Below are 24,095 nucleotides of genomic sequence, written 5' to 3' on the forward strand. Positions count from 1 at the left end.
GGACTCAGCATCGATGTCGATACGCCGCTCGTTCAAGACGTTCGTCCGCGTGACCCTCGTGAATCAATACGATTGTCGCGCAGCAGATTTCGTTGAGCCGACGCAGAGACCGACCGTCGGTGGGGCATGTCGAACATGGGAACGGGGATGAACTGCGGTTTTCGTGTGGGCGGCTGGTTATCGAAGCGGATTACCAGCTGTAGCGACGGCTGATCGCCTCGTGTTCTGCGGATCTCGCATGATATGACCAATACCACTGACGCGCCCGTCATCGACGGTATTGGCAACAATCCGCTCGTTCTGCCGGGCTTCCCGTACGGAGGGGTGATGCGGGCGGTGATGAACGCGTAGTCGCCGTGATGGGGTCGAGTCGGAATACGTCCCGGTCGTCACGGACTGATGCCCACGGCGACAACTGATTTCGCGAGTACATGGGTAACTCCATGTACTCGCATCGACCTAGCGTGCGATGGGTGTCGTTGTCAAGAGTTGGCAGCGTTGGGTGTCGTTGGTTCCGTGAACCTCTGAACTGCGGATACATTGCAATTCGGCCCAGTTCTGGCTGTGAACTCAATTACTAGCGTTGGCGTGCGCGGGTGACGTTGGTTGACGTCAGCCATTAAATGGCGGGTTTGATGACAAGCCGCGACGGCTAGCCAGCAACCACCCGGACTTGACCGCCCACCGCTCCCATAGCCGTTGCTGCGATCGCATGGCCACATGCGCTAACCACACATATCAACCTGCGGTGTCGGACTCGGCGAAGTCGGGACACCCGACCTGAAAGCATGCACCGCAGTCGATTACGTGCCTGGCGAATGATGATCCACGCGTAACGGAGACGAGACAGCTGCCGCAGCGGCCCGACAGTGGGGTTTGCGAAGATTCCGGCCAGGCGGGTGTAGGGCCAGACCGCCGTGAGCACGATAATGATCAGGCCGTGCGCCTGATAGATCACGGGGGCGTGCTGCATGACTTCGGGGTCGGCGTGCGGGGTGGCCAGCGAGCGCGCCAAGGGGAAAGGGGTTCGGCGGAAATCCCACGGACCACAAGCTGTCTCGGGTTCCGACTATGGCCGGCATCAGGGGCGGGCGTCCAACCTGTGAGTGCGACGAACTGAGAAGCTGTCCCGGTTCGAGGCTTGGATGATTTGCCGGAAAGGATGGTCAGCGGCCGCCTTGCGAATACCTCATCCCAAAAGTCTACCGCGACAACCATTCCCCGCAGCCATGCCTCGCGACGTTCGACCATCGAAGCTCGGGTAACGAAGAGTGTATCGCTCGGGCGGGCGGATCCGCTTTGCGGATCATGGCCTCCGACATTGCGTTACGGCCAATATATCGACGGCCTGCGTAACTATTTCGCCAGAAAGCAAGAACGCGAGCAACTTCTGGGTACTCCCGACACAAGCCGGGCTGGACCCGGAGGCACGATAAATTAAGAAGTACGACCATGCGTAGAGCAACGGCGCTCTTCGCCGCATTACTGTTGGCAATCATCCTTTCGTTCACAAATGAGATGGGGTCGAAGGCTCACGCCGACAACTGCATTGGCGACTGGGCCATCGGTATCGGCGGTCTCGGGGACAACACCTCGTCGGTATTCACACCCTTTGTGGATCAACCTGTCGGCTACAATTCGCTCGACCCGATGTCGGGACTGAACGAACTCGACCGCTTGTTCTGGCTGCATCGCAGCGAATGTCCGTACGACCACATCAGGCTGATCGGGCACAGCGAGGGCGCGGGCATCGTCCACGCCTGGGTTACCGCCCATCAGGATGTCGGCAATGCCAACGCTATTCTCCTGTCGGATCCCAAGCGAGCCCCCGGGCCTGGTTGGGGTGGTCTGTCGTCCTCTCCCGGGAGTGGGATCGTCGGTTATCCATTGGCCGGTGTCGACGACTGGTTCGGCGACTTCCCGGTGCTGACGGTGTGCAACCATGACGACCAGATCTGCGACACCTCGGCCGGATGGTGGGGCTATCTGTTCGGGGGTGCGCATGGTCGCTACGATTTCAACGTGTGGGACTACGGTGATTGGGATTCCGGTATCTGGTATCGGTAGCCAGTGATTCGTGGGGATCAGTAGCCTTGTGGCACTGGTCCCCATTGGCTGAACCCGTGCCCCATCGATGTGCATACTGCCGCGCCTTGATAGGTGATTTGGCAATTCGCTCCGGCATATGTGATCGAATACTGTGGGTCGCGGTAACTCGCGGGTGTGATGCGCGGCAGCGGCGGATTTCCGCCTGGCACAGTGTGACTGCCGTTGGAGTTCCACTGAGGATGTGCCGGCCACATGGTCGAGTCGATTATGACGGCCGGGACATTCGGCATCGGCACCTGCATTCCGGCATACAGCACATTCATGGACGGGGCCGGGACTGCGAGGTCGCAGCCCACTGTGCCATCCGCGCCGATCGAGCAGTTCCAACTGCCCATGGCGAAATACGCTGTGTCACCCACCAGTAACGGGCCAGGTTCATCATCGGCGTGCGCGGTGCTCACCCCGACCAGGCACGCGAGTGTACCGATAATTCCTCCGCAAACCCTTGCAGCGGCGACGCTTCCGGCCCTTGGCACGACATCTCCCTCGATGCGCGGCGAGTATTAGGTCTAGCCGACCATGCAAAAAAACTATCACCAAACAGTGCAATGGCAAGAGGGCCTGTCAAGGGGGGGTCCGCGGTAATCGCGGCGTCGCGCACGCTCATCGGCATGTGGTGATTTGCGGTCCAGCCGGATGCCCCTGTCGGACAAGCGATCAGGAGCAGTCCGCCGACCGCGCGCGCAGCGGCACTACGGGATGTCCCGAGGCTACCGGTAACGCCCGAACGCTTCACGATCGCTGGACACCGCTGGCGGTCAACTGTTTTCGGTGGCGAGTCGGCGCACTGGTGCTGCGCCGCCGTCCTTGGCGGTGAGACGATCGTCGAGGACGGCCTTGCGCCGCTCACCCGGCGGGCGGTCATTTGGCTGATCGTCGTCGGCGTCGTCGTGCTGGTGATGCTTTGCATCGGTGTGGCGGTCGGTTACTGGATCCGCGGCGGGGACGGTAGCGCCGAGTCCCTCGGCGCCGCGGCGACGTCGGCGCAGGGCAACACGGTGCCGACGATCTATGCGATGGGCACGATCGCTAATGCGTGCGGTCTCGTCGATCCCACGCCGTTGACCAAATGGTCGTCGACTCCAAAGGCACCCCCGGACACAAGGAGACCCAGCCGTCCATTATGGCGCGGGCAGCTCGAGCTGCGATGTCGACTACACGAGCTCGACCATTGGGGAGTTCTCCTTCGACGAGGCCCGAATGAGCCTGAAGGTCGAGTTCACCAACGGTGCCGCTGCGCCCTTCAACGACCATTGGAAACACGCCGATACCACCACTGTCGGGCCGGGGGCTGGCTTCGGGAGCGGTCATGGGACTCGGTGCCCAGGGTTACTGGCACTCCGAAATCGCCGACAGCCTCATTGTCGAACGGGCCTATGTGCAGGACGGCAACGTCTCGGTGCAGGTCAAGGTCGACCTGAGCCGTGAGGATAAGGGTGGTCCTGTGGGTGAGCTGGGACGAACTCGATTCGATCGCCCGATCTCGAGTCCGCATGGTGCTCAACCGGCTGAAGAAATAGACACTGCCCGCCGAAGCCCTGCCCGTGGTCTGACTGTGCATGGGCGTGTCCGGCGAGGGCGGTGCTTCAGCTGAGCATCCTTTCCATGGATCAACCGCTGCGAATGCGGACACGCCTATGCTCGCAGCATGACGCGTGACGCTCGGGATTCGGGTGTTTCGCTGGCCGCGTTGCTGGCCGCGTTCTCGTTCGCGATGGATCTCGGCCTGGGCCAGCCGATGGCGCATGTGCTGCGGTCGTGGCGGCTGGCGTCGCGGCTCGGAGAACGAGTCGGGTTGAGCGCCGAGGAGCGGTCCGACCTGTACTACACCGCGGTTTTGGCGTGGACCGGTTGTGTGGCCGACGCACCCGAGGTGGCCGCGTGGTTCGGCGATGACATCGCTTTTCGCGCGGACAGTTACAAAATGGATTTGCGCGGGGCGAGCGGGGCGGTCTTCTTCCTGTCGCACGCGGGCTCCTCGGGACCGTTCGCGCAGCGGGTGCGCAAGACGGTGACGATCGCGGCGAAGGGGGGCCGCGATATCGAGCGGGGGTTGATGTCGCACTGCCTCACCACATCGACGATGGCGGAACGGCTCGGGCTGGGCCCGGCTGTCGGGGACTCGCTGCGGCAGTTCTTCGCGAGATGGGACGGCAAGGGCGTGCCGGGCGGCGTCGCCGGGGAGCGAATCGGGCTCGGTATGCGGCTGTTCCATCTCGCCGATGTCGTCGAGGTACTGCACCGTAGCGCTGGAATCGATGCCGCGATCGAGGTCGCCCGTTCGCGGCGTGGGACGCAGTTCGATCCGGCCGTGGTGGACGCGTTCTGTGCCTCGGCCCGCGACCTGCTGGCGGATGCGGAAGTCGAGCCGGACTATGGGGAGCTCATTGCCGCGGATCCGGCGCTGCGGCGGAATCTTACCGGCGCGGAACTGGATTCGGCACTCGAGGTGATCGCCGACTTCACCGATCTGCGCTCGCCCTATCGGGCCGGGCATTCTCGTGGTGTAGCCGATCTCGCCGGCCGGGCTGCGGCCGTCGCCGGGTTCCCGGAAGCCGATATCACCGTGGTGCGTCGCGCGGCGTTGTTGCACGACATCGGGTTACATGGTGTTCCTGCCACCATTCTGGACAAGCCGGGAGCGCTGAGCGTGACCGAGGTCGAGCGGCTTCGGATGAACTCGTACTACACCGAGCGGGTGCTGGCCCGCCCGGCCGCGCTGTCTCGTATCGGGGCTGTCGCGGCCCTGGCCTACGAGCGCCTGGACGGCTCCGGTGCACATCGCGGGCTGACCGGACCGTCGATCCCGGTGTCGGCGCGCCTGCTGGCGGCGGCCGATACGTATCGGGCCATGACCGAGCCGCGTCCGTATCGAGATGCCTTGCCACCCAAGCAGATTCTCGCCGAACTGCGTGCCGAGGTGCGCCGCGGTCGACTCGACGCGGCGGCGGTCGACGCCGTCCTCGCGGCAGCGGGACAGCCGCGCCATCGCCACCGCTGCGGCCCGGACGGTCTGACGCCGCGCGAGCTCGAGGTCCTCGTGCTGATCGCGCGGGGTGCCTCGACCCGGCACGTCGCACGCACTCTGGGCATCACCCCGAAAACGGCAGGCACCCACATCGAACGCATCTACGCCAAGACCGGATCATCGACACGATCGACCGCCACCCTCTACGCGGTTCAGCACGGCTTGCTGGACACACTGGCCGCCGATTCGTAGGGAGAACACCCGACGACATGCATAGCTGTCGCGCCTACCGTTCATTTCATGATCCGTTCTGTCGTCCGGCGGCAGTGCATGAAGTGAGGTTTCGCGATGTCGAAAGCCGTGATCAGCTCGACCACGGGTCTGGAGGACTCGGAGAAGGGTCTCCGTCGCGTTCCTGGTGGGCGTCTGCGCCGCCGAGACCGGGCGCGAGACCCTGATGTTCCCGACGAAGGAAGCCGTTCGGGTCGCCTCCCAACTCGAGAACGGCGCGCTCGTCGGCAACGCCGAACTGCAGGGCACCATCCCGATGTGGCAGTGGATCGGCGACGTCCCGGCCACCACATTCAGCTACTGAGGCGCGCCGCGCCGGAGGTGAAGACCATGTTAGATCTGGCATCCCAGTTGACCGACCTGCCGGAACTCCGGGGCCACGCGCCGTGGCCCGGCCACGAATACGTCAAGGGCTGGGGCGTTTTCGGCCTTCCCTTCGACAGCGGCCACATTCTCGCCCTGCGCGTCTTCCCCGAAAACGACTTCGGCCCATACAAAACCGTCTGGCACCGCGACCCCGACGGCCGATGGTCGATCTTCGTCGACGGCGACCGGCTCGAGACCGCCTGCCCCCGCTACTACGGGCCCGCGTGTGCCTACACCGGTTTCGCCACGATTCGAGTGGGGTGGACCGGACCGGCATCGCTGCGAGTCACCGTCGACGAGCCCGCGCTGGACTGGACGCTGACCGCACACGAGACTACGGCGCTGCATATGCTCAACGCCGTCGGAGGGCGTCTGCCGCTTGCCACTTGGCGGTCGCGTTCGCTGGTGCGTGCCCGGGAAATGATCGCCGCCGCACTGGGTATGGGTCATCTGAGCATGACGGGTGTCATGCCGAGCGGCCACGTCGGGATCCTCATGCCCCAGCAGATGTACCTGATCACGCAGTCGACGGCCGTGCTCGACGACCGCGACCTCGGGCATCCCGCACGCCTGGACACGAACCCGGTCATCGGCGACGTCGCCCTGCCCGCCCGTGGCGTGGTCGCTATCGGCCAGGCGATGTGGCAGGCCCTAGCCCCGACCGAAAGCAATTCGGGCCCTGGCAATCTCACGCCCGATCCCCACTCACGATAATCAGGCGCCTCCCATGAGCACGTCCATCCGGTAGCTCGATGTCGCGGACCTGGTAAACACAGAGCCAAGTCGATGTACGAGCAGGTCGCACGAGATCCCTTCGCGCAGTTGCACTTCGAGGCCGGGCGAGGACTGGGGTAAAGCCGCGGTGGTTGTCATCACCTGACACAGCCACGCCGCGCGTCGGCGAGGATGTTTCAGGTAAGTTCCATACGGAATGCGCTGGGGGAGAAGCAGTTGCGACAGGGGGTGCGGAGCAGCGGCGGTGCTTATCGGTGGCCGGGCTGTGGCGCGAAACTCGGCTGCTGGGCATTCTGCGAGCCCATTACGGTTGCCGCCTGGATTGATGTGAACCAGGCCGCTCTGGGCATCACCCTGCAATCAGATCCGGCTGCCCCAGTCGAACACGAAACCCGCAGCCACACAACCGATTCCGATGCGACTAGGAAGAAGCTGCCATCTCGTCATGACCGAATCCGTCACCGCCGCTTTCGCCGCCCGCGGCGACCTGGTCGGGCAGCTGCGCGAGCAGGCTGTCGCCGCCTTTTACGACCCGCTCGCCGAACACTCTCCGGCCGAGGCCACCGCGTTCGTGTGGAGCCTCGCCGGTGAGCTCGCCGGCGGAGACACCCTCGCCCAGCGCCAGATCTACCGTGCCGCGCTGGTGTGGGCGATACGGCAGGTGCCTGCCGACATCGACGAGATTCTCTCCAGCGCGCCCGCCGCGCCGCTGTGTGACACGGTCGCCGCGCTCGTCACCGCCGAGGCTTGTGCCGTCACCGAACCGTCCGACGCCGAGCAGTGGATCCTGGCCCGCGACCAAGCCCATGTTCTCGCCGTGGACCCCGATGCCACGGCCGGATTCGCCGGTGCGGCATTGTTGTTCGGCGCGCTGGCACGCGCGCGCCGACGCGTACTGGCGGAGGGGGCCTTCCCGCAGCACTGCGCACTCGTGTTGTGGCTTGCCGCGGCCATCTACCGCAGTCGCGACGCGCGCTGGACCGCGACGGAGCTGGGGTCGTGCAACGGATGGGTCCTGACCGACCACCACGACCGCGTCGAGGGGCCCGGCAGGCGCACCTACCACTTCGATCTGCCCGGCGCGCAGGAATACGTGCTCACCGAGCGGCACGCCACCTGCAGGCGGGTGCTGGCGTCCCGGATCGCGGCGGGGCAGAACCTCGAGCCGGTCACCGGCGCGTACCTGCGGTATCTGATCGCGGTCGACACCGACACCCGCACCGGGATCTTTTTCGTGCCAGGGGAATTCACCGTAGTCGAGTACAAGGCCTGCGCCTTCGAGGCCCTCGGGACCAATCTGGAGCCGACGCTGCATGTGCACTCCGACTGCCAGGTGTTCCACGCCGCGGAAGTGGTGTGGCAGCAGTTGGCCGAGCAAGGTTCGCACAACCCCGATGCCGAACCGGGGGCGGGAACTCAGTGAAACCACCGATACACCAGACGATTTCGGCTTCAGCGATGTGAAGATCACTCTGTCCCTGGTAGCGCGACACGTCGACCGCCGACCACGGCGTCGGCCCGGCATCGTCGGTGCCGAATGTCAGGGGAGCAGCGTCAGCGTCCGCGGGTGGAACATCGGGGAACGGTTTCACGCGGCGGTGATGTAGTGCGGGGCGTTCGCGTGGAACGCCATCAGGTTCGGCCTGCCCTGTGGTTCGATCCTGACGCGTGTGACTGTTCTGGTCGCGCCTGCCTCATTGGACGGGGGACAGCTCGTAGCGACCTAGACCGCTCAGTTCGATTCGGTGCTCTGCCTCGAAGCAGACCGTATTTCAGACTTCACACACTTGTTCGCATTCCTTCGCACCAGTGGTCGTGCAGTGTTCGCCAGTCCTCGGCGGCGGTGCGGGTCCACTTCATTTCCAGCTCCGTCGCAGCCAAGGCGGGTTTCTCCCGTTCGACTTCGTTCTCCGCGTGTGCGGCGCGGTCGACCAATTCGGTCCAGCGATCGAAATCCTTATGTAGTGCTTCTTCGACCTTCGTGTGCATGGCCAACTCCTTTGGTGACTGTAGTGATCTTGTTCTTTGAATCTGCGCTTGTAGACCACGTGCTCGGCTCGACGGCGGTTGAATCCGTCTGCCCTGGTGTTCGCTGTGGGCGATGACTCGTTCACAACCTTGTCACCTTCTGCCCAGGTGAAACCGGTGCGGTCCATCGGCACGGCTATCGCGCCCGAGGCGAGGGTGACAGCAACATTTTTGATTTCAGGTTGGTCACAGTTTACGCACATTCGGTTAACGATGCATAGAGCATAGTGGGAGATATTCCAGTAAATCGCAGGTACGCCACCCTTTCGTCGCACATGCGGGAATGTTGCTGCGGATCTCCGATCTCAGCGGCCGAACCTGATCGATGTGCGAGGAGTCGCGAAGTCAGATGTTGTGCAGGACAAGTGCGGCCGAACGGTGGGCGTGGTGTGCCCGGAACGAACTCGTCCGTCTGGTCTTCCCGGATTGTGATTGCGCCCTACCGCACGTTCTGCCCCGGCACTGGTGGTAGCTGGTGGATCCAAGTCGAAAGGCCGAGACTGGTTACGTCTGCCTCCGCGCCATGACGGCACGCGACCGAGGGTCGGGCCAACCTCGGAACCGCCGGAGGAGCGAGGTGCGTGGGTCTGCGCCTATCGACATGAAGGAGGCTGGAAATGGATCACTCGGACATGGACCCGACCTTCTATCGGAGCGCAGCGGACGCGGCTGCCGCGCCGCCGGAGCGGCTCGCATACGTCGTTGCGTTCGACCGGGCGGCACAGAAGCCGGATGCGCTGTCAGTAGTCGATGTGGATCCGGGCTCGGCCACCTACGGCAGGGTGGTGGGCTGGACCGAGGTGCCCCACCTGGGCAACGAGCTGCACCATTTCGGCTGGAACGCCTGTAGCAGCGCGCTGAAGCACGAGGGCCACCGCATGGAGGGGCTGGCTCGGCGCTACCTGATCGTGCCGGGTCTGCGCTCGTCCCACCTGTACGTGTTCGACACCCAGCCCGACCCATGCCGGCCCACCCTGTCCAAGATCGTGGACAGCTCCGAGCTCGCGGCCAAGGCCGGCTACTCCCGCCCGCACACGCTGCACTGCGGGCCGGACGGTGTTTTCATGACCTGCCTCGGCGGGGCAGACGGATCGGACGGGCCCGGCGGGATCGCGCTGCTCGATCACGGCACGTTCGATGTGCTGCGGCAATGGGAGACCGACCGCGGGCCGCAATACCTCGCGTACGACGCCTGGTGGCATCTCAACCAGAACACCCTGATCAGCAGCGAGTGGGGCACCCCGTCCATGATCGAGGACGGGCTGCAGCCGGAGTTGCTGCTGGCCAACAAGTACGGCCACGCGATCCACTTCTGGGACCTCACCGCCGGTCGGCACCAGCAGCGGGTCGATCTCGGGGAACACAACCAGATGCCACTCGAGCTGCGCCCTTCGCACGATCCGGACGCCACCTGGGGTTTCGTCGGCGTGGTGATCTCGACCGAGGATTTGTCGGCCTCTGTGTGGCGTTGGCACCGCGACGGCGGAGTGTGGGCGGTCGACCAGGTGATCACCATCTCGGCCGAGCCGGCTGATCCCGACCTGCTGCCGCCGGCGTTGAAACCGTTCGGCGCGGTGCCGCCGCTGGTCAGCGACATCGACCTGTCGGTCGACGACGCATACCTCTACGTCTCGTGCTGGGGTACCGGGGAGCTCAAGCAGTTCGACGTGCACGATCCGGCCAGCCCGAAACAGACCGGGTCCGTCCGGCTCGGCGGGATCGTGGGCCGCACCGCACACCCGGCCTCGCCGAACCAGCCGCTTGCGGGTGGCCCCCAGATGGTCGAGATCAGCCGCAACGGTCAGCGGGTCTACCTCACCAACTCGCTCTACAGCGCGTGGGACGACCAGTTCTACCCGGAAGGGGTTGGCGCCTGGATGGCCGTGATGCACATCGATCCCGACGGCGGAATGACAATTGACGAGTCGTTCTTCCCACACGACGAGGACTTTCGAGGTCTGCGGGTGCATCAGGTGCGCCTCCAGGGCGGCGACGCCTCCTCCGACTCCTACTGCTATCGGTAGCCGGGTCGAGGGTGGGTACATCGCTGAGCAGTCGACGCGGCCGAACATCCTCGCCGTCGCCCTTGGTGACTCACCCGCCGGCCTCGCGGCGTGGATCGTCGAGAACCTGGAGTCCTGGTCCGGCTGGTTACCGGATGGCCATGGCACGTTGATCTTTCGCCACCCCGCTCACCGGTCCGCACGGTCCGGTCAGAGGAACACTCGGGCAATATCAAGCCACTTCTGCGCGTCCTCGCCGACCGCGGTGAGGTCGGTCTCGGCTCGGGACCTGCGTTGGGTGACTCGAAGGCAGAAGTCGAGGGCACTGCCGTGAACCCGTTGCATGGCATCTTCTGGGCCCCATAGACCACAACCCGCCGTGCCGGCCTGAGCTTCCTCCGCCACGTATGCGCGGTCGGCGGCGGGGTCTGGAAACAATCGTGCGGCAATGTGCCACCGACGGCGAACGCGGCCTGACATGGTCGTCGGTCGACCACGACTTCACCGACCGACCACCGGTCCTCATCCAGATTCCATCGGCCAACGGCCGGATATCAGTGTGCGACAGACGAAATGCCGGTTTCTCGATCATGGCAGAACAGAGAGTTCCGCACCTGACCGCACCGTAGGACCGAAGTAATGCAATGCCATGTCACAGTCCGATTCCCGGGTTGGCCGCCGATGCATTACCACGCCGACTCTGTAGCAGCGCATACTTTTGCGAAGGCAGCGTATGAAATGGGACTGGCAACAATTCAAATCGATCAGGACATGCGCGAAGCATTGCAGCCCATGCCTTATCAGCGGCTCTGGCGATCAACAAATATGACTGATGCGACGGCACCGTCCGGTACTCGCAATGTGCTTCGATACCCGCGGCGGCGGCGAGTCCCTCGATGAGGAAATCGAGGTCGGGGCGGCGGCCGACCGGGCCGCCGCGGCTCCTCGATGCTCAGCATTCGGCCCACTCTCAGCAAACCTGCGACCGGCTCAGTCTGGCACCGAACTCGATCTGACGCTTTACGGTGTGCAACCTCGTTGGCAGGCCTTGAAAAGTCTGGATAGTCATGTCGCGCAAAGAGATTCGACTGACATGGCCGATACCTGCATCCGGCAGGCAGGAACGCCTCCTGCGGCATCGGCGCAATGCGCGTAAACTTATGTGCCTACGCCTATCAATCAGGTGTGCCACCGGGTTGCCGGGAGGTGGAAATGCTTAGCGCCACCGAGCAGTTCAGCAAGGAACGCGCCCCGTGCGGGAAACTGAGGGGCGGGGCTCGTCACCGCGAAGACGACGACGCGGGCTTGATCATCGACGATACGACTTACGACTGTGGCTGCCGCCGGATTCGGCACGAATTCCACGACGGCAGCGTTCGGATCAGAACGGTCCGCCATAACGGCAAGATCCTGATGGACGAGCAAAGCGCCGACTTCGAGGCCTGACCGAGCACACCCCGGGTGGCACCATGACCGCTTTTCACGACGTTGTGATCGTTGGCGGAGGCGGCGCGGGTTTGCGTGCGGCCATCGCCATCGCGGAACACAACCCGCGGTTGAGCGTCGCGATCGTTTCCAAGGTCTATCCGATGCGCAGCCACACCGTCTCCGCCGAGGGTGGCGCCGCCGCAGTCGCCGGTCGCGACGACACCCTCGACGAGCACGCATACGACACGGTCTCCGGCAGCGATTGGCTCTGTGACCAGGACGCTGTCGAGGCCTTCGTCGAGGAAGCACCGCGGGAGCTGCTCCAACTGGAGCATTGGGGCTGCCCTTGGAGCCGCCGGTCGGATGGACACATCGCGGTACGTGCGTTCGGCGGCATGAAGAACCTCCGCACCTGGTTCGCAGCCGACAAGACCGGTTTTCACTTGCTGCACACCCTGTTCCAGACCACGCTGTCCTACCCGGACATCGTCAGGTACGACGAGTGGTTCGCGACAACATTGCTCGTCGACGACGACAAGGTGGGCGGCGTCGTGGCCATCGAACTGGCCACCGGACGCATCGAAACCATTCACGCCAACGCCGTCATCGTGTGCACCGGTGGCTGCGGCCGGGTGTATCCGTTCACCACCAACGCCAACATCAAGACCGGCGACGGTATGGCGCTGGCCTACCGGGCAGGCGCGCCGCTCAAGGACATGGAGTTCGTCCAGTACCACCCGACCGGCCTCCCGTTCACAGGCATCCTGATCACCGAGGCAACGCGCGCCGAAGGCGGCTGGCTGCTCAATAAGGACGGTTACCGCTACCTGCAGGATTACGACCTCGGGACGCCATCGCCGGTGCCGGTGTTGCGAAGTATGGAATTAGGGCCACGCGACCGGCTGTCACAGGCCTTCGTGCACGAACTCGACAAGGGCCGGACCATCGGCACGCCGTACGGACCCGTCGTGCACCTCGACATACGCCACCTCGGTGCGGATCTCATCGACACGAAGCTGCCGTTCGTGCGGGAGCTGTGCTCGAAATACCAGAACATCGACCCGGTCCGGGAGCTGATTCCGGTACGCCCTGTCGTCCACTACATGATGGGAGGCGTCCATACCGACATCCATGGCGCGACACCACTGGCGGGGCTGTACGCCGCTGGAGAGGTTGCCTGCGTCAGCATCAACGGCGCGAACCGGCTCGGGTCGAACTCCCTTCCCGAGTTGCTGGTCTTCGGTGCGCGAGCCGGTCGTGCCGCCGCCGAGTACGCGAGCTCGGCCACGGCCGCCCGGACGTCGGCGGTCACGGCGCAAGGCCGCGCCGAACAGGACCGGCTGGAACGGGAGCTCACGCGCCACGCCGAGGGATCCGAACACATCGCGCGCATCCGCACCGAGATGCAGGAGACGATGGAGACCAGTGCTGGGATCTACCGCGACGGCGACTCCCTCGCCGCGGCTGCCGACAAGTTGCGCGAGCTTCGCGATCGGTTCGGCAGTGCTTGCCTCGATGACCACAGCCGGGCGTTCAACACCGAGCTGGTGGCGATGCTGGAGTTGTCGTGCATGCTCGATGTGGCGGAGTGCATCATCGCCTGCGCGCTGGCGCGGGAGGAATCCCGGGGCGCGCACCAACGAACCGATTTCCCCGCCAGAAACGACCAGCGTTTCCTGGCCCATTCAGTGATCCATCGGGAGCCGGACGGATCGGGCCGAGTCTCACACCTCCCGGTAACGATCACCCGCTGGCCTCCCGGCGAACGCGTATACGGGAGGTGATGGCGATGGAGGACCGGATAACCCTGCAGGTCGCGCGCTACCGACCGGATCGAGACGACGAACCGGTACTGCAGTCGTATGAGGTTCCGCTGCGCAGAGATTGGACCGTGCTCGACGGACTCAATTACATCAAGGACTACCTCGACGGAACGGTGTCGTACCGGTGGTCCTGCCGGATGGGCATCTGCGGTAGTTGCGGCATGACCGTCAACGGCGAGCCACAACTGAGCTGCGCCACCTTCCTGACCGACTACGCGCCGGGGCCGGTGCGAGTCGAGCCATTGCGCAACTTCCCGGTGATCCGGGATCTCGTCATAGAGATCGGCGACTTCATGCACAAGCTGACCGAGGTCAAGCCATGGTTGATCAGGGAGGAACACGGGCTACTCGAAGACGGCGAGTACCTGCAAACGCCGCTCGAAATGGACGACTACAAGAAGTACAGCATGTGTATCAACTGCATGCTCTGTTACTCGGCCTGTCCCGTCTACGCGCTCGATCCCGTGTTCCTCGGTCCGGCGGCGATCGCGCTGGCCCAGCGCTACAACCTCGACTCGCGCGATGAGGGAGCCGGAGATCGGCGCGACGTTCTCGCGTCGGCCGAGGGAGTTTGGTCCTGCACCTTTGTCGGCGAGTGCACTACCGCCTGCCCGAAGGGGGTCGACCCGGCTGGGGCGATCCAACGCTACAAGCTCACCGCGGCCACGCAATCGCTCCGAGACTTCCTCATGCCTTGGCGGGCACGATGACCACGACACCCCGGTTGTACCGAAAGCCGATCTCCAGGTTCTGGTGGGTGCAACGCCGCTCGTACCTGATGTTCGTCCTGCGCGAACTCAGCAGTTTGTTCGTCGCCTGGTTCGTGGTGTACCTCCTGCTTCTGGTCAACGCGGTGAGTTCAGGAAGCGAGGAGTACCAGCGGTTTCTGAACTGGAGTGCCGGACCGGGGGTGCTCGCGCTGAACATCATCGCCCTGCTGTTCGTGCTTATGCACACCGTCACCTGGTTCAACCTCGCGCCCAAGGCGATGGTGGTGCGTGTGCGGAGCCGACCCGTCGCACCGGTGGTGATCCTCGGGCTGCACTACCTGCTGTGGGGTCTGCTGACGGTGATCGTGCTGTTGGTGGTGCTGCGATGACGAAGATGACGAAAAGGAAGTCCCTGGAACCGTTGGGGTGGCTGATGTTCAGCGCCGGCGGGATGGCCGCGGCACTGCTCATACCTGTGCTGCTGTTTCTGTTCGGCCTCGCCTTCCCACTGAATTGGCTTCCCGCGCCGGACCACACATACCTGCTCTCGGTGTTGCGCCATCCTCTCACCCGGCTGGTCCTTTTCGGACTCTGCGTGCTGGCTCTATTCCATTGGGCACACCGCTTCCGGTACATGCTGTACGACGGGTTGCGGCTGAAGCAGTTCAGCGCGTTGATCATCCTGGTCTGCTACGGCGCTGCCGCCGTCGGCTCGGGAACGGCCGCCTATCTTCTGTTCCGCATCTAGCACGTGTGAGCGTGGCCTTCCTCGGCCGTCGACGTGGCGTGTCGGTCGGACGGTCCAGCGCCCGCGCTGACGCCGAACCCAGATTTGGACAGGATGCCTGGGGCGGGGTGTGCGGCTAGTCAGCTAGTTCGGCGAGTGCGTCTTGTAGGTAGGTGGCGATGTTCCAGACGTCGGGGATGGTGTCGGTGCAGGCGAGGATGCCGAAGTCGAGGTGGCCGTTGTAGGACATGACGGTGATGTTGAGTGGGCCTGAAAGGTCGGTGAGTACGGAGATGGGGTAGGTCCCGGCCACTCGAATTCCTGCGGCGTACAACGGTATCTGCGGACCGGGCACGTTGGAGACGATCATGTTGGCTAGGGGGAGTGCGGGGGCGGCGACGCGCAGGAGTAGGCGGGTGGCCAGGCCGTGCAGGATCTGCGGTAGGGCCGCGGTGGCGTAGTGCAGCAGGTTCGGCGGGGTGGCTTGGAAGTGGTCCTTGGCGGCCAGCATTGCGGCGTGGGTGAGTTTCATGCGGTGTTGTGGGTCGGGTTCGCCGATCGGTAGCTCGCACAGCATGATGGAGAATTGGTTGCCCGCGGTGCCGAGTTGCTCCTGGGTGCGCACCGATACCGGGATCGCGGCCACGGCCGGTTCGTCGGCCGGTGCGTCGTGGTCCAGTAGCCAGCGGCGAAATGCGCTGGTGCACAATGTCATTACCACGTCGTTGACGGTGCCGCCGAAGCTGTTCTTTACCTGTTTGACAGTATCGAGCGATAGCGAAACGAAGGCGAAGGACCGCTCGGTGCCGTTGGGGCCCTCGCCCGGCAGCGTGGGATTGACTTTGCGCATGTCGGCGAGTGCGTTCGGCAGCATCGGTCCCAGGCGCAGCGGTAAACGCACTCGATCGGCTTGGCGGGTCATCGTGTGTGCGATGCCGCGGCCGAGTATTTCGGCGGGATTGGGCGTTCGTCCCAAGCGGACCCCGTCGGTCGGTGGTGGCACGGGCTGGGACTCGGGCACGATATCGAAGAGCGCGGCCATGACCTCGGCTCCGGACACGCCATCGATCAGTGCGTGGTGCACCTTGGTGTAGATGGCTTGGCGGCCTTGGGGCAACCCGGAGATCAGGTGGCATTCCCACAGTGGTCGACTTCGGTCCAGCGGCTGGGCGTGCAGGCGGGCGGCGAGATCGGCGAGCGCCACGTCGGTCGAACCTTCGGGCAGGCGCGTATCGCGCACGTGATATCCGAGGTCGATGGTGTCGCTGTCTTCCCAATAAGGGAGGTCGAGACCCAATGGGACGGTGCGCAATCGCCATCTCAGGGGTGCGATCAAATGTAGTCGGCTCGCTATCAACCGCCGCAGCACCGTGACGTCCAGTGCGCTCCCTTCGGTGGGTGGTTCCAAAAGCGTGACCGACCCGACGTGCAGCAGCATGGTGGGTGATTCGGCATCGAGCAGCACGACGTCGAGCGAGCTGAGTTGTCGGGACGGCCCGGTGTCGCCCGATAGCGGAATTCTTTGCGACAGCGTTGCTGGATCAGCGGATGTGCCGCTGCCGAGTTGGCCCGGTGTCATGATGCGGACGTTCAGGTGGCGGGCGGGTTTCAGGTCGGCATGGGACATGGGTTCTCCGCGTTGTCGCTGGGTTCGGGACAGACTGCCGATTCAGTTCGACGGACGGTGTGATGGTGCCGCGACGCATTATGGTCTGTCGGTATCTGTGGGCGCTAAGAACCGTTCGAGCCGCTGTGCTCTTGCGGTGACGCCGATGTCCGTGTCATAGACGCGTCATTGATTTTAGTGGTCGGCGGGGTGCTGTCGGCGGCGATCGTGTGCTCTGCACGTTAATTCTGTGCAAACGTGGGACCCGTGCTTGTTACTCGCGGGTGTGCAGGTACTGCGTCAGCTTTGGCACCGAAGGTGGCTCGGTGGTCGCCGAGGAGACCTTCCGGACGGCCAAGGTGGTGCCGATACCGGCCTTCGGTACCCCGCCGTGTCCACCCAATGGTCTTGTGGGCCAAAGTATCCGCATCACGGGAACCAATTTCGGCTGGGCGCCGGTCACGGTGAGATTCGACACCACCGACGCAGCGTGATCGGCACCCCGTCCGATGCGTAGATCGAGGTGATAGTGCCGCCTGGTCTGGTGCCCCGGCCTGTGACGAAGCGAAGTTTCGTGCGAAACCGACGTCGAGGAAACCCGAGTTCTACCCGAAACCCGCCGATCTCCTTTCGGTATCTCCCTCCTGTCTTGCACACCTCCATTGGGACGATCGCGGAACGGAGCCCGTGTTCTCCGCAGCCACCTCGCTTGCCACGGTCGAAGTCGTGGTTATGGCGTGTCGAGCTTGCTTGCTTTCACGACAACCCAGGCGAGGTTTTCGTGCACGATGTCACTGTGCGCACCGAACGGTGGTTGGCCGTTCGCTACGGTGTCGGACGCATCGATATTGATCAGTTCGCCTGCGGTGAACGGATATTCGTCGCCGACGCCTCGCAGCTCGACTTGGGTTACATCGAACGCGCCGACGGCTCCCATCGCTGTCCACGGATTGTCGCCGTGCGCTCCTGCGGCGTTGTCTCCTGCGACCTTCGATGCCAGTGGATAGAAATTGTTCAATGCTCCGTCGTGGCTCGAGAAGCAGACGGACACCGGCCCGTCTACCCGGTCGGATCGTCCGGCCAGACCGCCACGTCGGTTCCGATCGAATGGTAACGGGTCCGCGAAAGCGAAGCTCGAGAACGCACCCTGTAGCAGCGTCACAGATTTCACCGGGGACGGGACCGAGCCGTCGGGCAGTCCGGCCAGGGCATACGACACGACCCGTGCGCCGAAGCTGTGGCCGATCAGATTGATGCGCAAACTCGGGAATTCCCGATGCAACCGTCCCAGAAGCGGTCCCAGGCCGTTCTCACCGACGACACCGGCGCGGTTCTTCATCTGCCAGTAGGTCAGCGTCCGTAGCGCTTCTTTGGCGCCGTGTAGCACCTTCCCGAATATGTCACCGATTCCGGCAGCGCCACCCTGCGCCGAATCGAGGTCGACGCCCGATCTGATCAGCTCCATCGCGAAGTCCCGGAACACCTCTGACGCATCGTTGTTCGTACTGAGCATCGCGGGGAACCCGCTGTCGGCGTTGTCCTTCGGGCCTTCGCTGTCGGTGTTTCCCGGGAAGGTGGCGATGCTGAACTCGCGCATTTGTCGAAACAGCTCGTCGATGGTGCCGGGGTCCGGCTTTTCGGTTCCCAGCAGTTCGGCAATCCGATCGAGCTGTTGCGCCCCGTCCGGAAATGTCGCCTTCAACATCTGCAAAGTGTCGGCGTCGAGCGTCGGTGATCCAGCGGGAACAGACTCGCGGCGGCGTGCTGCCGCGGCTCCGGTAGTTGCCACGGCGGGCGCGAAGTCCCCGATCGGTTCATCGGACCAGCGCTCCGACGGCCAAACCACGCCCGCGTAGCCGATCCGGCGCGTCGCGGCGGACGGCAACGTGTCCAGTTTTCCGAACCACCGCTGGTACAGATCGACCGCCTTGCTGCGGTCGTTGTTCCAGCCGTGCGAGAACACGATCAGGTCGGTGAGCTCCCGCTGGCGTGCGCCCGCGACAACTGCGTCGGCGTCGACCGAATCGACATCGCCGTCCTTGTCGAACGAAACGATCCAAAGTGGCTTATCGCCAACAAATTCCGGCATCTTTTTTCTCCTTCGTCGGGAGGTTCAGACGGATTGAAGGGCACGCATCAGGTCGACGAGTCCGCCGCCTTCGAGATAACGGTCGCGACCCAGCGGCGTCGCCGACTCGACGAAGATCCGCTTGACCGATTCGGGGTCGCTGATGAATTCGCGCCGGACCGACAGGAACGCCGCGATGGCACCCGACACATGTGGGGCGGCCATGCTGGTACCGCTCTGCTCGATATACACCGCCGCGCCCTCCTCGTGTCTCCCCAACGAGCGAAAGGCGTCCGCACCGAGCTCACCCGCGGCAGCCGATGTGATGCGTTCGCCCGGAGCGACCAGGTCCGGCTTCATCCGCCCGTCGCCGGTCGGCCCCCGCGACGAGAAGTAGGAGATTCCATAGGTATGCGGCGCGTCACGGTGCGTCGAACCGACCGTGACCGCACGTTTGGCGTTTCCCGGATCGTTGATCGTCATTCCGGTGCTGAACCGGGTCGGTGCGTTCTGGTCTTCGACGAAGAGGCTGACGTATGCCGAGTTGCCCGCCGCGACGACGACGATGACGCCACTGCGGACGAGGTTGTCGACCGCGATGCACAGCGGGCTGCTCCCGCACGCGTACCACGCCGGGTCGAATCCGTAACCGAGGCTGAGGTTTACGCCGTGGATCCGGGGTGCGTTATCGCTGGCCGCATTGACCCTGCGCACATAGGACAGAGCTTGGATCACGCGCCCGACCCGCGCGGTCTCGTTGCCCTTCGCGCCGAGCACCTTGAGACTCACGAGCCTCGCCCGTGGCGCGATCCCGGAGAGGCGCGCAGGCTCGACGACTGTGCGCCTGCGCAGCTCGGCGCCGTCGGCGGTGTTGTACCGATTCTCGGTGACGACAACCTTCTTCGCCCATCCACTCAGTCCGCCGGCGATGATTCCGGCGACATGGGTGCCGTGGCCCTCCTCGTCGAGCAGAGCGCCGTCACGAACGGGAGGTCCGTCTCCGGGGCACGTGCGATGCAGATCGCGCACCGATGGATGGCTGAGGGTTTCGTTGGTGCGGAAATGAGGATGGTTGCGGTCTATGCCCGAATCCACGACTGCCCAGACGATTCCCTCGCCGTACGCGTTGAACGATCGTTGGGCGGCTTCGGCTTTGATCGTCGCAAAGGACTGGTCGATCTGACCGTGGATCTCGAAGTCCGGCCAGATGCGCTGCATTGCCCGCACCGACATGTCCGATGCAACGGCATCCGCGGACACCAGCCCCTCGATCTGGTCTGGGGCCAACCGTCCCGTTGCGTACTCGTCGGTGAGGCGGTAGGGGGTACCGGCGGCCGCGACGAGCTTCCAGAGCTCTTTGAGCCGGTTGAACGCGGCATTGAGGCCGCGGCCGTAGTTCGAGTTGAGCTCGACCATGACCGATATCGGATCGTCGGCCCCGGCAGGTAACGCGGTACCCGCCTCGGCTGCTCGGGCGTACCCCGATCTGCGAGTCTCGAGATGCGCGCGCAACGGGGGAGCGATAACACCCGCGACCGGCAACCTGCCCGGCGTGCCGGTTGCCGTCATCCGCGCCCGCGTCGGAACATAGGCCGCCGCGCGCGCGATCGCGTCGGGCGCCTCGCTCCGGCCGAGCGCGGTCAGTTCGGTCGGTGGCTCCTGCACGACGAGTCCGTCGTCACGAAGTTTGCTCAGCGCGTCGGAGACCGCGACCCACCACATCGGCTCACCGGCCATCGAATCGCGTTCGCCTGCCTCGAACTTGGCGGCAAACCGCGCGGCGATCATCGTCAGCAACCTCTTCTGGTTCACTGTCTTGCCCGCGGGCACGGTGTCGAGGACCGACAGCACCCTGTCTTTCCAGACGTCGATGTCACCACCCATGGCCCCGGCTCCCGCACGTCATTCTCGGATCGCGATGCTTATCGTCAGTTTCCGTCCGCCATCGCGCCTGGTCACGGGTAGTTCGCTACTCGACTCTCGCGATGCAGCCACTCGCTGCGAACGCGTATCGAGTGAGCGGACGCAGGAACGTAGCGGACGCACCTCGGGAATCCATTCGAGCCCGATCGCCGGCGTGATGTGGGGAATTTCAATGGAGGCCATGATGGGTTGATGAGGCGAAGCGACTTGGGGTCGGCAAGGGTAGGGGCGGATGGAGCGCTCGAGGCTGGTTCGGAGATTTCCGCCGCCGCACCCACGACGCGCGAGATCCGGGTGCTGGCATTGAATACGTGGCACAGCGGCAGCATGGTTTCGACTGGTATTCAGCTGATCGCCGATCTCATCATCTCGACACAGGCCTCGATCGTGCTGCTTTCGGAGGCAACCGAAGCGACCACGGCCGTCGCGGCCGAACTGGTGCGGCGGGGGCGCGAGTTCAATGCCATTGCCTCGCACGACACGGGAATTCTGTCGGTGTTTCCGATCCAGGACAGCGCCGATCTGCAATGGATGGTCAAGGCGCGGTTGAACATCGGCGGAAAGCGCCTCACCGTCTACTCCGCGCATCTGGAGTATCGCTGGTATGCCTCCAACCTGCCCCGAGGCTACGGTCCCGGAGCCCCGGCGCCGGGCGAGTTCGCCGAGCACGAGTGGAAAAAGCTGCCCGACGGCCCAGTGACCGACCTCGCCGTTATCCAGCGCATCAACGCGGCCTCGGGCCGCCCAGAGGTCATCAGCAACTTTCTCGCCGACGCGAAAGCCGAAATCGCCGACGGCTCTTCGATCATCATGGGTGGCGATCTGAACGAGCCGTCTCTGCTGGATTGGACGCCCGCCACAGCGAAGTTGTTCGACCACAACGGTGTGGTGTCGGCGTGGGAGACCACTCGACGCCTGCAAGAAGCCGGTTTCATCGATGCCTACCGATCGATGTATCCAGACCCGGCAACCCATCCAGGACTCACCTGGCCCTCGGACAACGTCGATGTGGATGTCTCCGAGCTCGCCTGGGCTCCTGAGGCCGACGAGCGCGACCGCGTCGACTACATCTTCGCGCATGATGCCGCACTGTGTCTGTCTGCCGTCGGCATCATCGGCCCGCGCGGGTCCATAGTGCGCGGTACCCGACTGCAAAAGACCACCCACGACAACTTCGTCGCCTCGCCGGCGCAGTGGGTCAGCGACCACAAAGGCATCCTCGCGACATACCAACTCACCGACTGACAGAAGGCAGCGATTGCGGGCATTCTCCGCGACTGCCCGATGGTGGCGGTTTTGTGAGCGTGGCAGCGGGAATAACGGGCGAAACCGTCCACTTTCCGAGGAGTAACCATGAGCAACGACGCGATCGTGCTTCTGCGCGACGACCACAAGGCAATCCGCAAACTCTTCCGTGAGTTCGAGAAGGCCGGGGAGAACGCGTATGCCACCAAGGGTCGGCTGGTCGACAAGATCATCGAGGCGCTGACCGTGCACACCTACATCGAGAACGAGTGCATGTATCCCGAGGTCCGCAAGCTTGCTCCCGACCTGGAGAACGACATCCTCGAGTCCTACGAAGAACACCATGTCGCCGATCTGCTGGTGGTGGAGTTGGCGACCATGAAGCCGGAGGACGAGCGCTTCACCGCCAAGACCACCGTGCTGATCGAAAGCGTGGATCACCACATCGACGAAGAAGAAAACGAGTGGTTCCCCAAGGTCCGCGAGGAGTTGGGCCGCAAGCAACTTCAGGAAATCGGCGCCCGCATGATCGAACTGAAGAAGAAGGCGCCCACCTCGCCCGCGCAACCATCGGCACTGAAGAAGACCATCGACGCCGTGATCTCCTGATCGCGGCGTGGCCGGTCCTCGCGCCCAGCAGCGTTGTTTGGCTGTCGGAATCCGGGTTATCCGCCAGAAGACCGGCAGGAAATCAGCAGGCCGGACACCTTCGAGCAAAGGGGCCGCAATTATGGGCGCTGTAGACAAGGCAAAGAATAAGGCCGAGGAACTCTCCGGTAAGGCCAAGGAGAAGTTCGGCGAGGCAACCGACGACAAGGACAAAGTGCACGAGGGCAAGACCGATCAGACCAAGTCCAACCTCAAGGATGCAGGCGAGAAGGTCAAGGACGCCTTTCGCCACTGATTTGTCCATGAGCGCACGTTCCACCTCGGCCGGACGCATACCGCGGCGGCATCGGGACGAGCATGGAAAGGAACTGAGATGAGCACCGTGGCCGCGACCGTCGATGTCGAAGTACCGGTTCGCACCGCATACGACCAATGGACACAGTTCGAGACATTCCCGCAGTTCATGGTCGGTGTGGAGGCGGTAGACCAGCTCGACGACAAGCACACCCACTGGCGTATCCACGTTGGACCCGCGACCCGGGAATTCGACGCGACCATCACCGAGCAGCATCCCGACGAACGTGTCGCGTGGAAGTCCGACAGTGGTCCCGATCATGCGGGCGTGATTACTTTTCATCGTCTGGACGACACCCACACGCGGATCACCGCGCAAATGGAGATCGATCCAGACGGGTTCGTGGAGAGCGCCGCCGATAAGCTCGGCGTGCTGAAGCACCGCGTCAATGGCGACATGCAGCGCTTCAAGCACTTCATCGAAGGCCGGAAGCAGGAAACCGGCGCGTGGCGCGGTGATATTCCACGCCCAGACGCGTGATCTTCCTCGGTCGACATCGAGCTCGATAAACGCGGGTGTGTACATCCCGCATCCTGAGGCGTCTACTGGAATATGCAGCACACGGGTTGATCATCGTGGCTGTTGCTTCCCGTGGCCGTGGCTGGGTAATACCAGCATCGGAGGGTTTCTGAGACCCTTTGAATACAGCAGCGAAACGAGGTAGCTGGCCATGATTATTCTCGGACTCATTCTTCTTATCGTTGGGTTCATATTCAGCATCCCGATCCTGTGGACCATCGGAATCGTGGTTCTCATCATCGGGCTCGTGTTGTTCCTCTTGGGATCGACTGGCCGCGCCGTCGGCGGCAGACGCCATTACTACTGACCCTGGATCGCGAGAGACGGCGGCAGCGTTCGTGGCTCGCGTCGACTCCGACACCCGAGCCGACGCGAGACACGGCCGCGCACAAGGAAAGTCGGCTCGCGCGATGCGCCGCAACCTCGAACGCTACGTTTGTCGCGCCGACTTCCGGCAAGTGCGATCGAATAGGGCAGAGCTCTTCCCGCTTAATACTGCAACTGCACTCAGGTGAGTGGGTGGCCGCGGCGACGGTAGTGCGATAACCGGGCTTGGTGCTGGCGGCGTCGCCGCCAGCGTGA

General features: G+C 63.9%; 21 protein-coding genes and 2 pseudogenes. 16 read left to right on the top strand and 7 right to left on the bottom strand.

Annotated elements, in window-relative coordinates:
• Positions 1-652 precede the first annotated feature (652 nt).
• Positions 653-1,027: pseudogene (locus tag ACZ60G_RS43075) on the bottom strand (respiratory nitrate reductase subunit gamma); the annotation flags it as partial.
• Positions 1,028-1,452: 425 nt separating this feature from the next.
• On the opposite strand from ACZ60G_RS43075, the gene ACZ60G_RS43080 reads away from it, so the two are divergent.
• The 5 genes and pseudogenes from ACZ60G_RS43080 (at position 1,453) to ACZ60G_RS43100 (ending at position 7,892) form a co-directional block, all read left to right on the top strand.
• Positions 1,453-2,067, top strand: a complete 615-nt coding sequence (locus tag ACZ60G_RS43080) for an alpha/beta hydrolase family protein (RefSeq protein WP_465818061.1) — start codon at positions 1,453-1,455, stop codon at positions 2,065-2,067.
• Between the two features lie 1,690 nt (positions 2,068-3,757).
• Entirely contained in the window at positions 3,758-5,329 is a 1,572-nt protein-coding gene (locus ACZ60G_RS43085; RefSeq protein WP_465818063.1) for an HD domain-containing phosphohydrolase, read from the top strand.
• Positions 5,330-5,425: 96 nt separating this feature from the next.
• Positions 5,426-5,672: pseudogene (locus tag ACZ60G_RS43090) on the top strand (hypothetical protein).
• 26 nt (positions 5,673-5,698) lie between these two features.
• A complete protein-coding gene (locus tag ACZ60G_RS43095) occupies positions 5,699-6,448 on the top strand; it encodes a hypothetical protein (protein WP_465818064.1) in 750 nt (249 codons plus the stop codon).
• A gap of 466 nt (positions 6,449-6,914) precedes the next feature.
• A complete protein-coding gene (locus ACZ60G_RS43100) occupies positions 6,915-7,892 on the top strand; it encodes a hypothetical protein (RefSeq protein ID WP_465818066.1) in 978 nt (325 codons plus the stop codon).
• Positions 7,893-8,248: 356 nt separating this feature from the next.
• Here the strand turns inward: ACZ60G_RS43100 and ACZ60G_RS43105 are convergent, their stop codons facing one another.
• Positions 8,249-8,458, bottom strand: coding sequence for a hypothetical protein (locus tag ACZ60G_RS43105; protein ID WP_465818068.1), 210 nt, complete (start codon positions 8,456-8,458; stop codon positions 8,249-8,251).
• A 656-nt stretch (positions 8,459-9,114) separates the two neighbouring features.
• Between ACZ60G_RS43105 and ACZ60G_RS43110 the strand changes: the two genes are divergently transcribed.
• A complete protein-coding gene (locus ACZ60G_RS43110; RefSeq protein ID WP_465818070.1) occupies positions 9,115-10,521 on the top strand; it encodes a selenium-binding protein SBP56-related protein in 1,407 nt (468 codons plus the stop codon).
• Positions 10,522-10,710: 189 nt separating this feature from the next.
• On the opposite strand, the gene ACZ60G_RS43115 is transcribed toward ACZ60G_RS43110, so the two are convergent.
• The gene (locus ACZ60G_RS43115) at positions 10,711-10,845 is read right to left on the bottom strand and encodes a hypothetical protein (protein WP_465818072.1); all 135 of its coding nucleotides are present in this window, start codon (positions 10,843-10,845) and stop codon (positions 10,711-10,713) included.
• 867 nt (positions 10,846-11,712) lie between these two features.
• On the opposite strand from ACZ60G_RS43115, the gene ACZ60G_RS43120 reads away from it, so the two are divergent.
• Genes ACZ60G_RS43120 through frdD form a run of 5 tightly spaced genes read left to right on the top strand, consistent with a single transcriptional unit; the run spans position 11,713 to position 15,209 of the window.
• A complete protein-coding gene (locus tag ACZ60G_RS43120) occupies positions 11,713-11,946 on the top strand; it encodes a hypothetical protein (RefSeq protein WP_465818074.1) in 234 nt (77 codons plus the stop codon).
• 23 nt (positions 11,947-11,969) lie between these two features.
• A complete protein-coding gene (frdA, locus tag ACZ60G_RS43125) occupies positions 11,970-13,712 on the top strand; it encodes a fumarate reductase (quinol) flavoprotein subunit (RefSeq protein WP_465818076.1) in 1,743 nt (580 codons plus the stop codon).
• 5 nt (positions 13,713-13,717) lie between these two features.
• Entirely contained in the window at positions 13,718-14,461 is a 744-nt protein-coding gene (sdhB, locus tag ACZ60G_RS43130) for a succinate dehydrogenase iron-sulfur subunit (RefSeq protein ID WP_465818078.1), read from the top strand.
• Positions 14,458-14,850 carry a fumarate reductase subunit C gene (locus ACZ60G_RS43135; protein ID WP_465818080.1) on the top strand — a complete coding sequence of 131 codons (393 nt, stop codon included), beginning with the start codon at positions 14,458-14,460 and terminating at the stop codon, positions 14,848-14,850. The genes sdhB and ACZ60G_RS43135 overlap by 4 nt, the downstream gene beginning before the upstream one ends.
• A complete protein-coding gene (gene frdD, locus ACZ60G_RS43140) occupies positions 14,847-15,209 on the top strand; it encodes a fumarate reductase subunit FrdD (protein WP_465818081.1) in 363 nt (120 codons plus the stop codon). Before ACZ60G_RS43135 ends, frdD begins: the two co-directional genes overlap by 4 nt.
• A gap of 115 nt (positions 15,210-15,324) precedes the next feature.
• On the opposite strand, the gene ACZ60G_RS43145 is transcribed toward frdD, so the two are convergent.
• From ACZ60G_RS43145 to ACZ60G_RS43160, 4 genes are all read right to left on the bottom strand, one after another.
• Positions 15,325-16,815, bottom strand: a complete 1,491-nt coding sequence (locus tag ACZ60G_RS43145) for a WS/DGAT/MGAT family O-acyltransferase (protein WP_465818083.1) — start codon at positions 16,813-16,815, stop codon at positions 15,325-15,327.
• 253 nt (positions 16,816-17,068) lie between these two features.
• Positions 17,069-17,275: a hypothetical protein gene (locus tag ACZ60G_RS43150; protein WP_465818085.1), complete on the bottom strand. Its 207-nt coding sequence runs from the start codon at positions 17,273-17,275 to the stop codon at positions 17,069-17,071.
• 249 nt (positions 17,276-17,524) lie between these two features.
• Positions 17,525-18,883 carry an alpha/beta fold hydrolase gene (locus ACZ60G_RS43155; protein ID WP_465818087.1) on the bottom strand — a complete coding sequence of 453 codons (1,359 nt, stop codon included), beginning with the start codon at positions 18,881-18,883 and terminating at the stop codon, positions 17,525-17,527.
• 24 nt (positions 18,884-18,907) lie between these two features.
• Positions 18,908-20,746 (bottom strand): S8 family peptidase, encoded by a 1,839-nt coding sequence (locus ACZ60G_RS43160; protein ID WP_465818089.1) that lies wholly within the window; start codon positions 20,744-20,746, stop codon positions 18,908-18,910.
• A 231-nt stretch (positions 20,747-20,977) separates the two neighbouring features.
• Here ACZ60G_RS43160 and ACZ60G_RS43165 point away from each other — a divergent pair, with 231 nt between their 5' ends.
• The 5 genes from ACZ60G_RS43165 (at position 20,978) to ACZ60G_RS43185 (ending at position 23,820) form a co-directional block, all read left to right on the top strand.
• Positions 20,978-22,030: an endonuclease/exonuclease/phosphatase family protein gene (locus tag ACZ60G_RS43165; protein WP_465818091.1), complete on the top strand. Its 1,053-nt coding sequence runs from the start codon at positions 20,978-20,980 to the stop codon at positions 22,028-22,030.
• A gap of 108 nt (positions 22,031-22,138) precedes the next feature.
• Complete coding sequence (locus ACZ60G_RS43170; protein WP_465818093.1) at positions 22,139-22,639, top strand: hemerythrin domain-containing protein; 501 nt, start codon at positions 22,139-22,141, stop codon at positions 22,637-22,639.
• Positions 22,640-22,760: 121 nt separating this feature from the next.
• A complete protein-coding gene (locus ACZ60G_RS43175; protein ID WP_465818095.1) occupies positions 22,761-22,934 on the top strand; it encodes a CsbD family protein in 174 nt (57 codons plus the stop codon).
• A gap of 78 nt (positions 22,935-23,012) precedes the next feature.
• The gene (locus ACZ60G_RS43180) at positions 23,013-23,474 is read left to right on the top strand and encodes an SRPBCC family protein (protein ID WP_465818096.1); all 462 of its coding nucleotides are present in this window, start codon (positions 23,013-23,015) and stop codon (positions 23,472-23,474) included.
• Between the two features lie 190 nt (positions 23,475-23,664).
• Entirely contained in the window at positions 23,665-23,820 is a 156-nt protein-coding gene (locus tag ACZ60G_RS43185) for a DUF6131 family protein (protein ID WP_433526828.1), read from the top strand.
• The last annotated feature ends 275 nt before the right edge of the window (positions 23,821-24,095 follow it).

The organism is Nocardia sp. NPDC102475 (assembly GCF_055584605.1).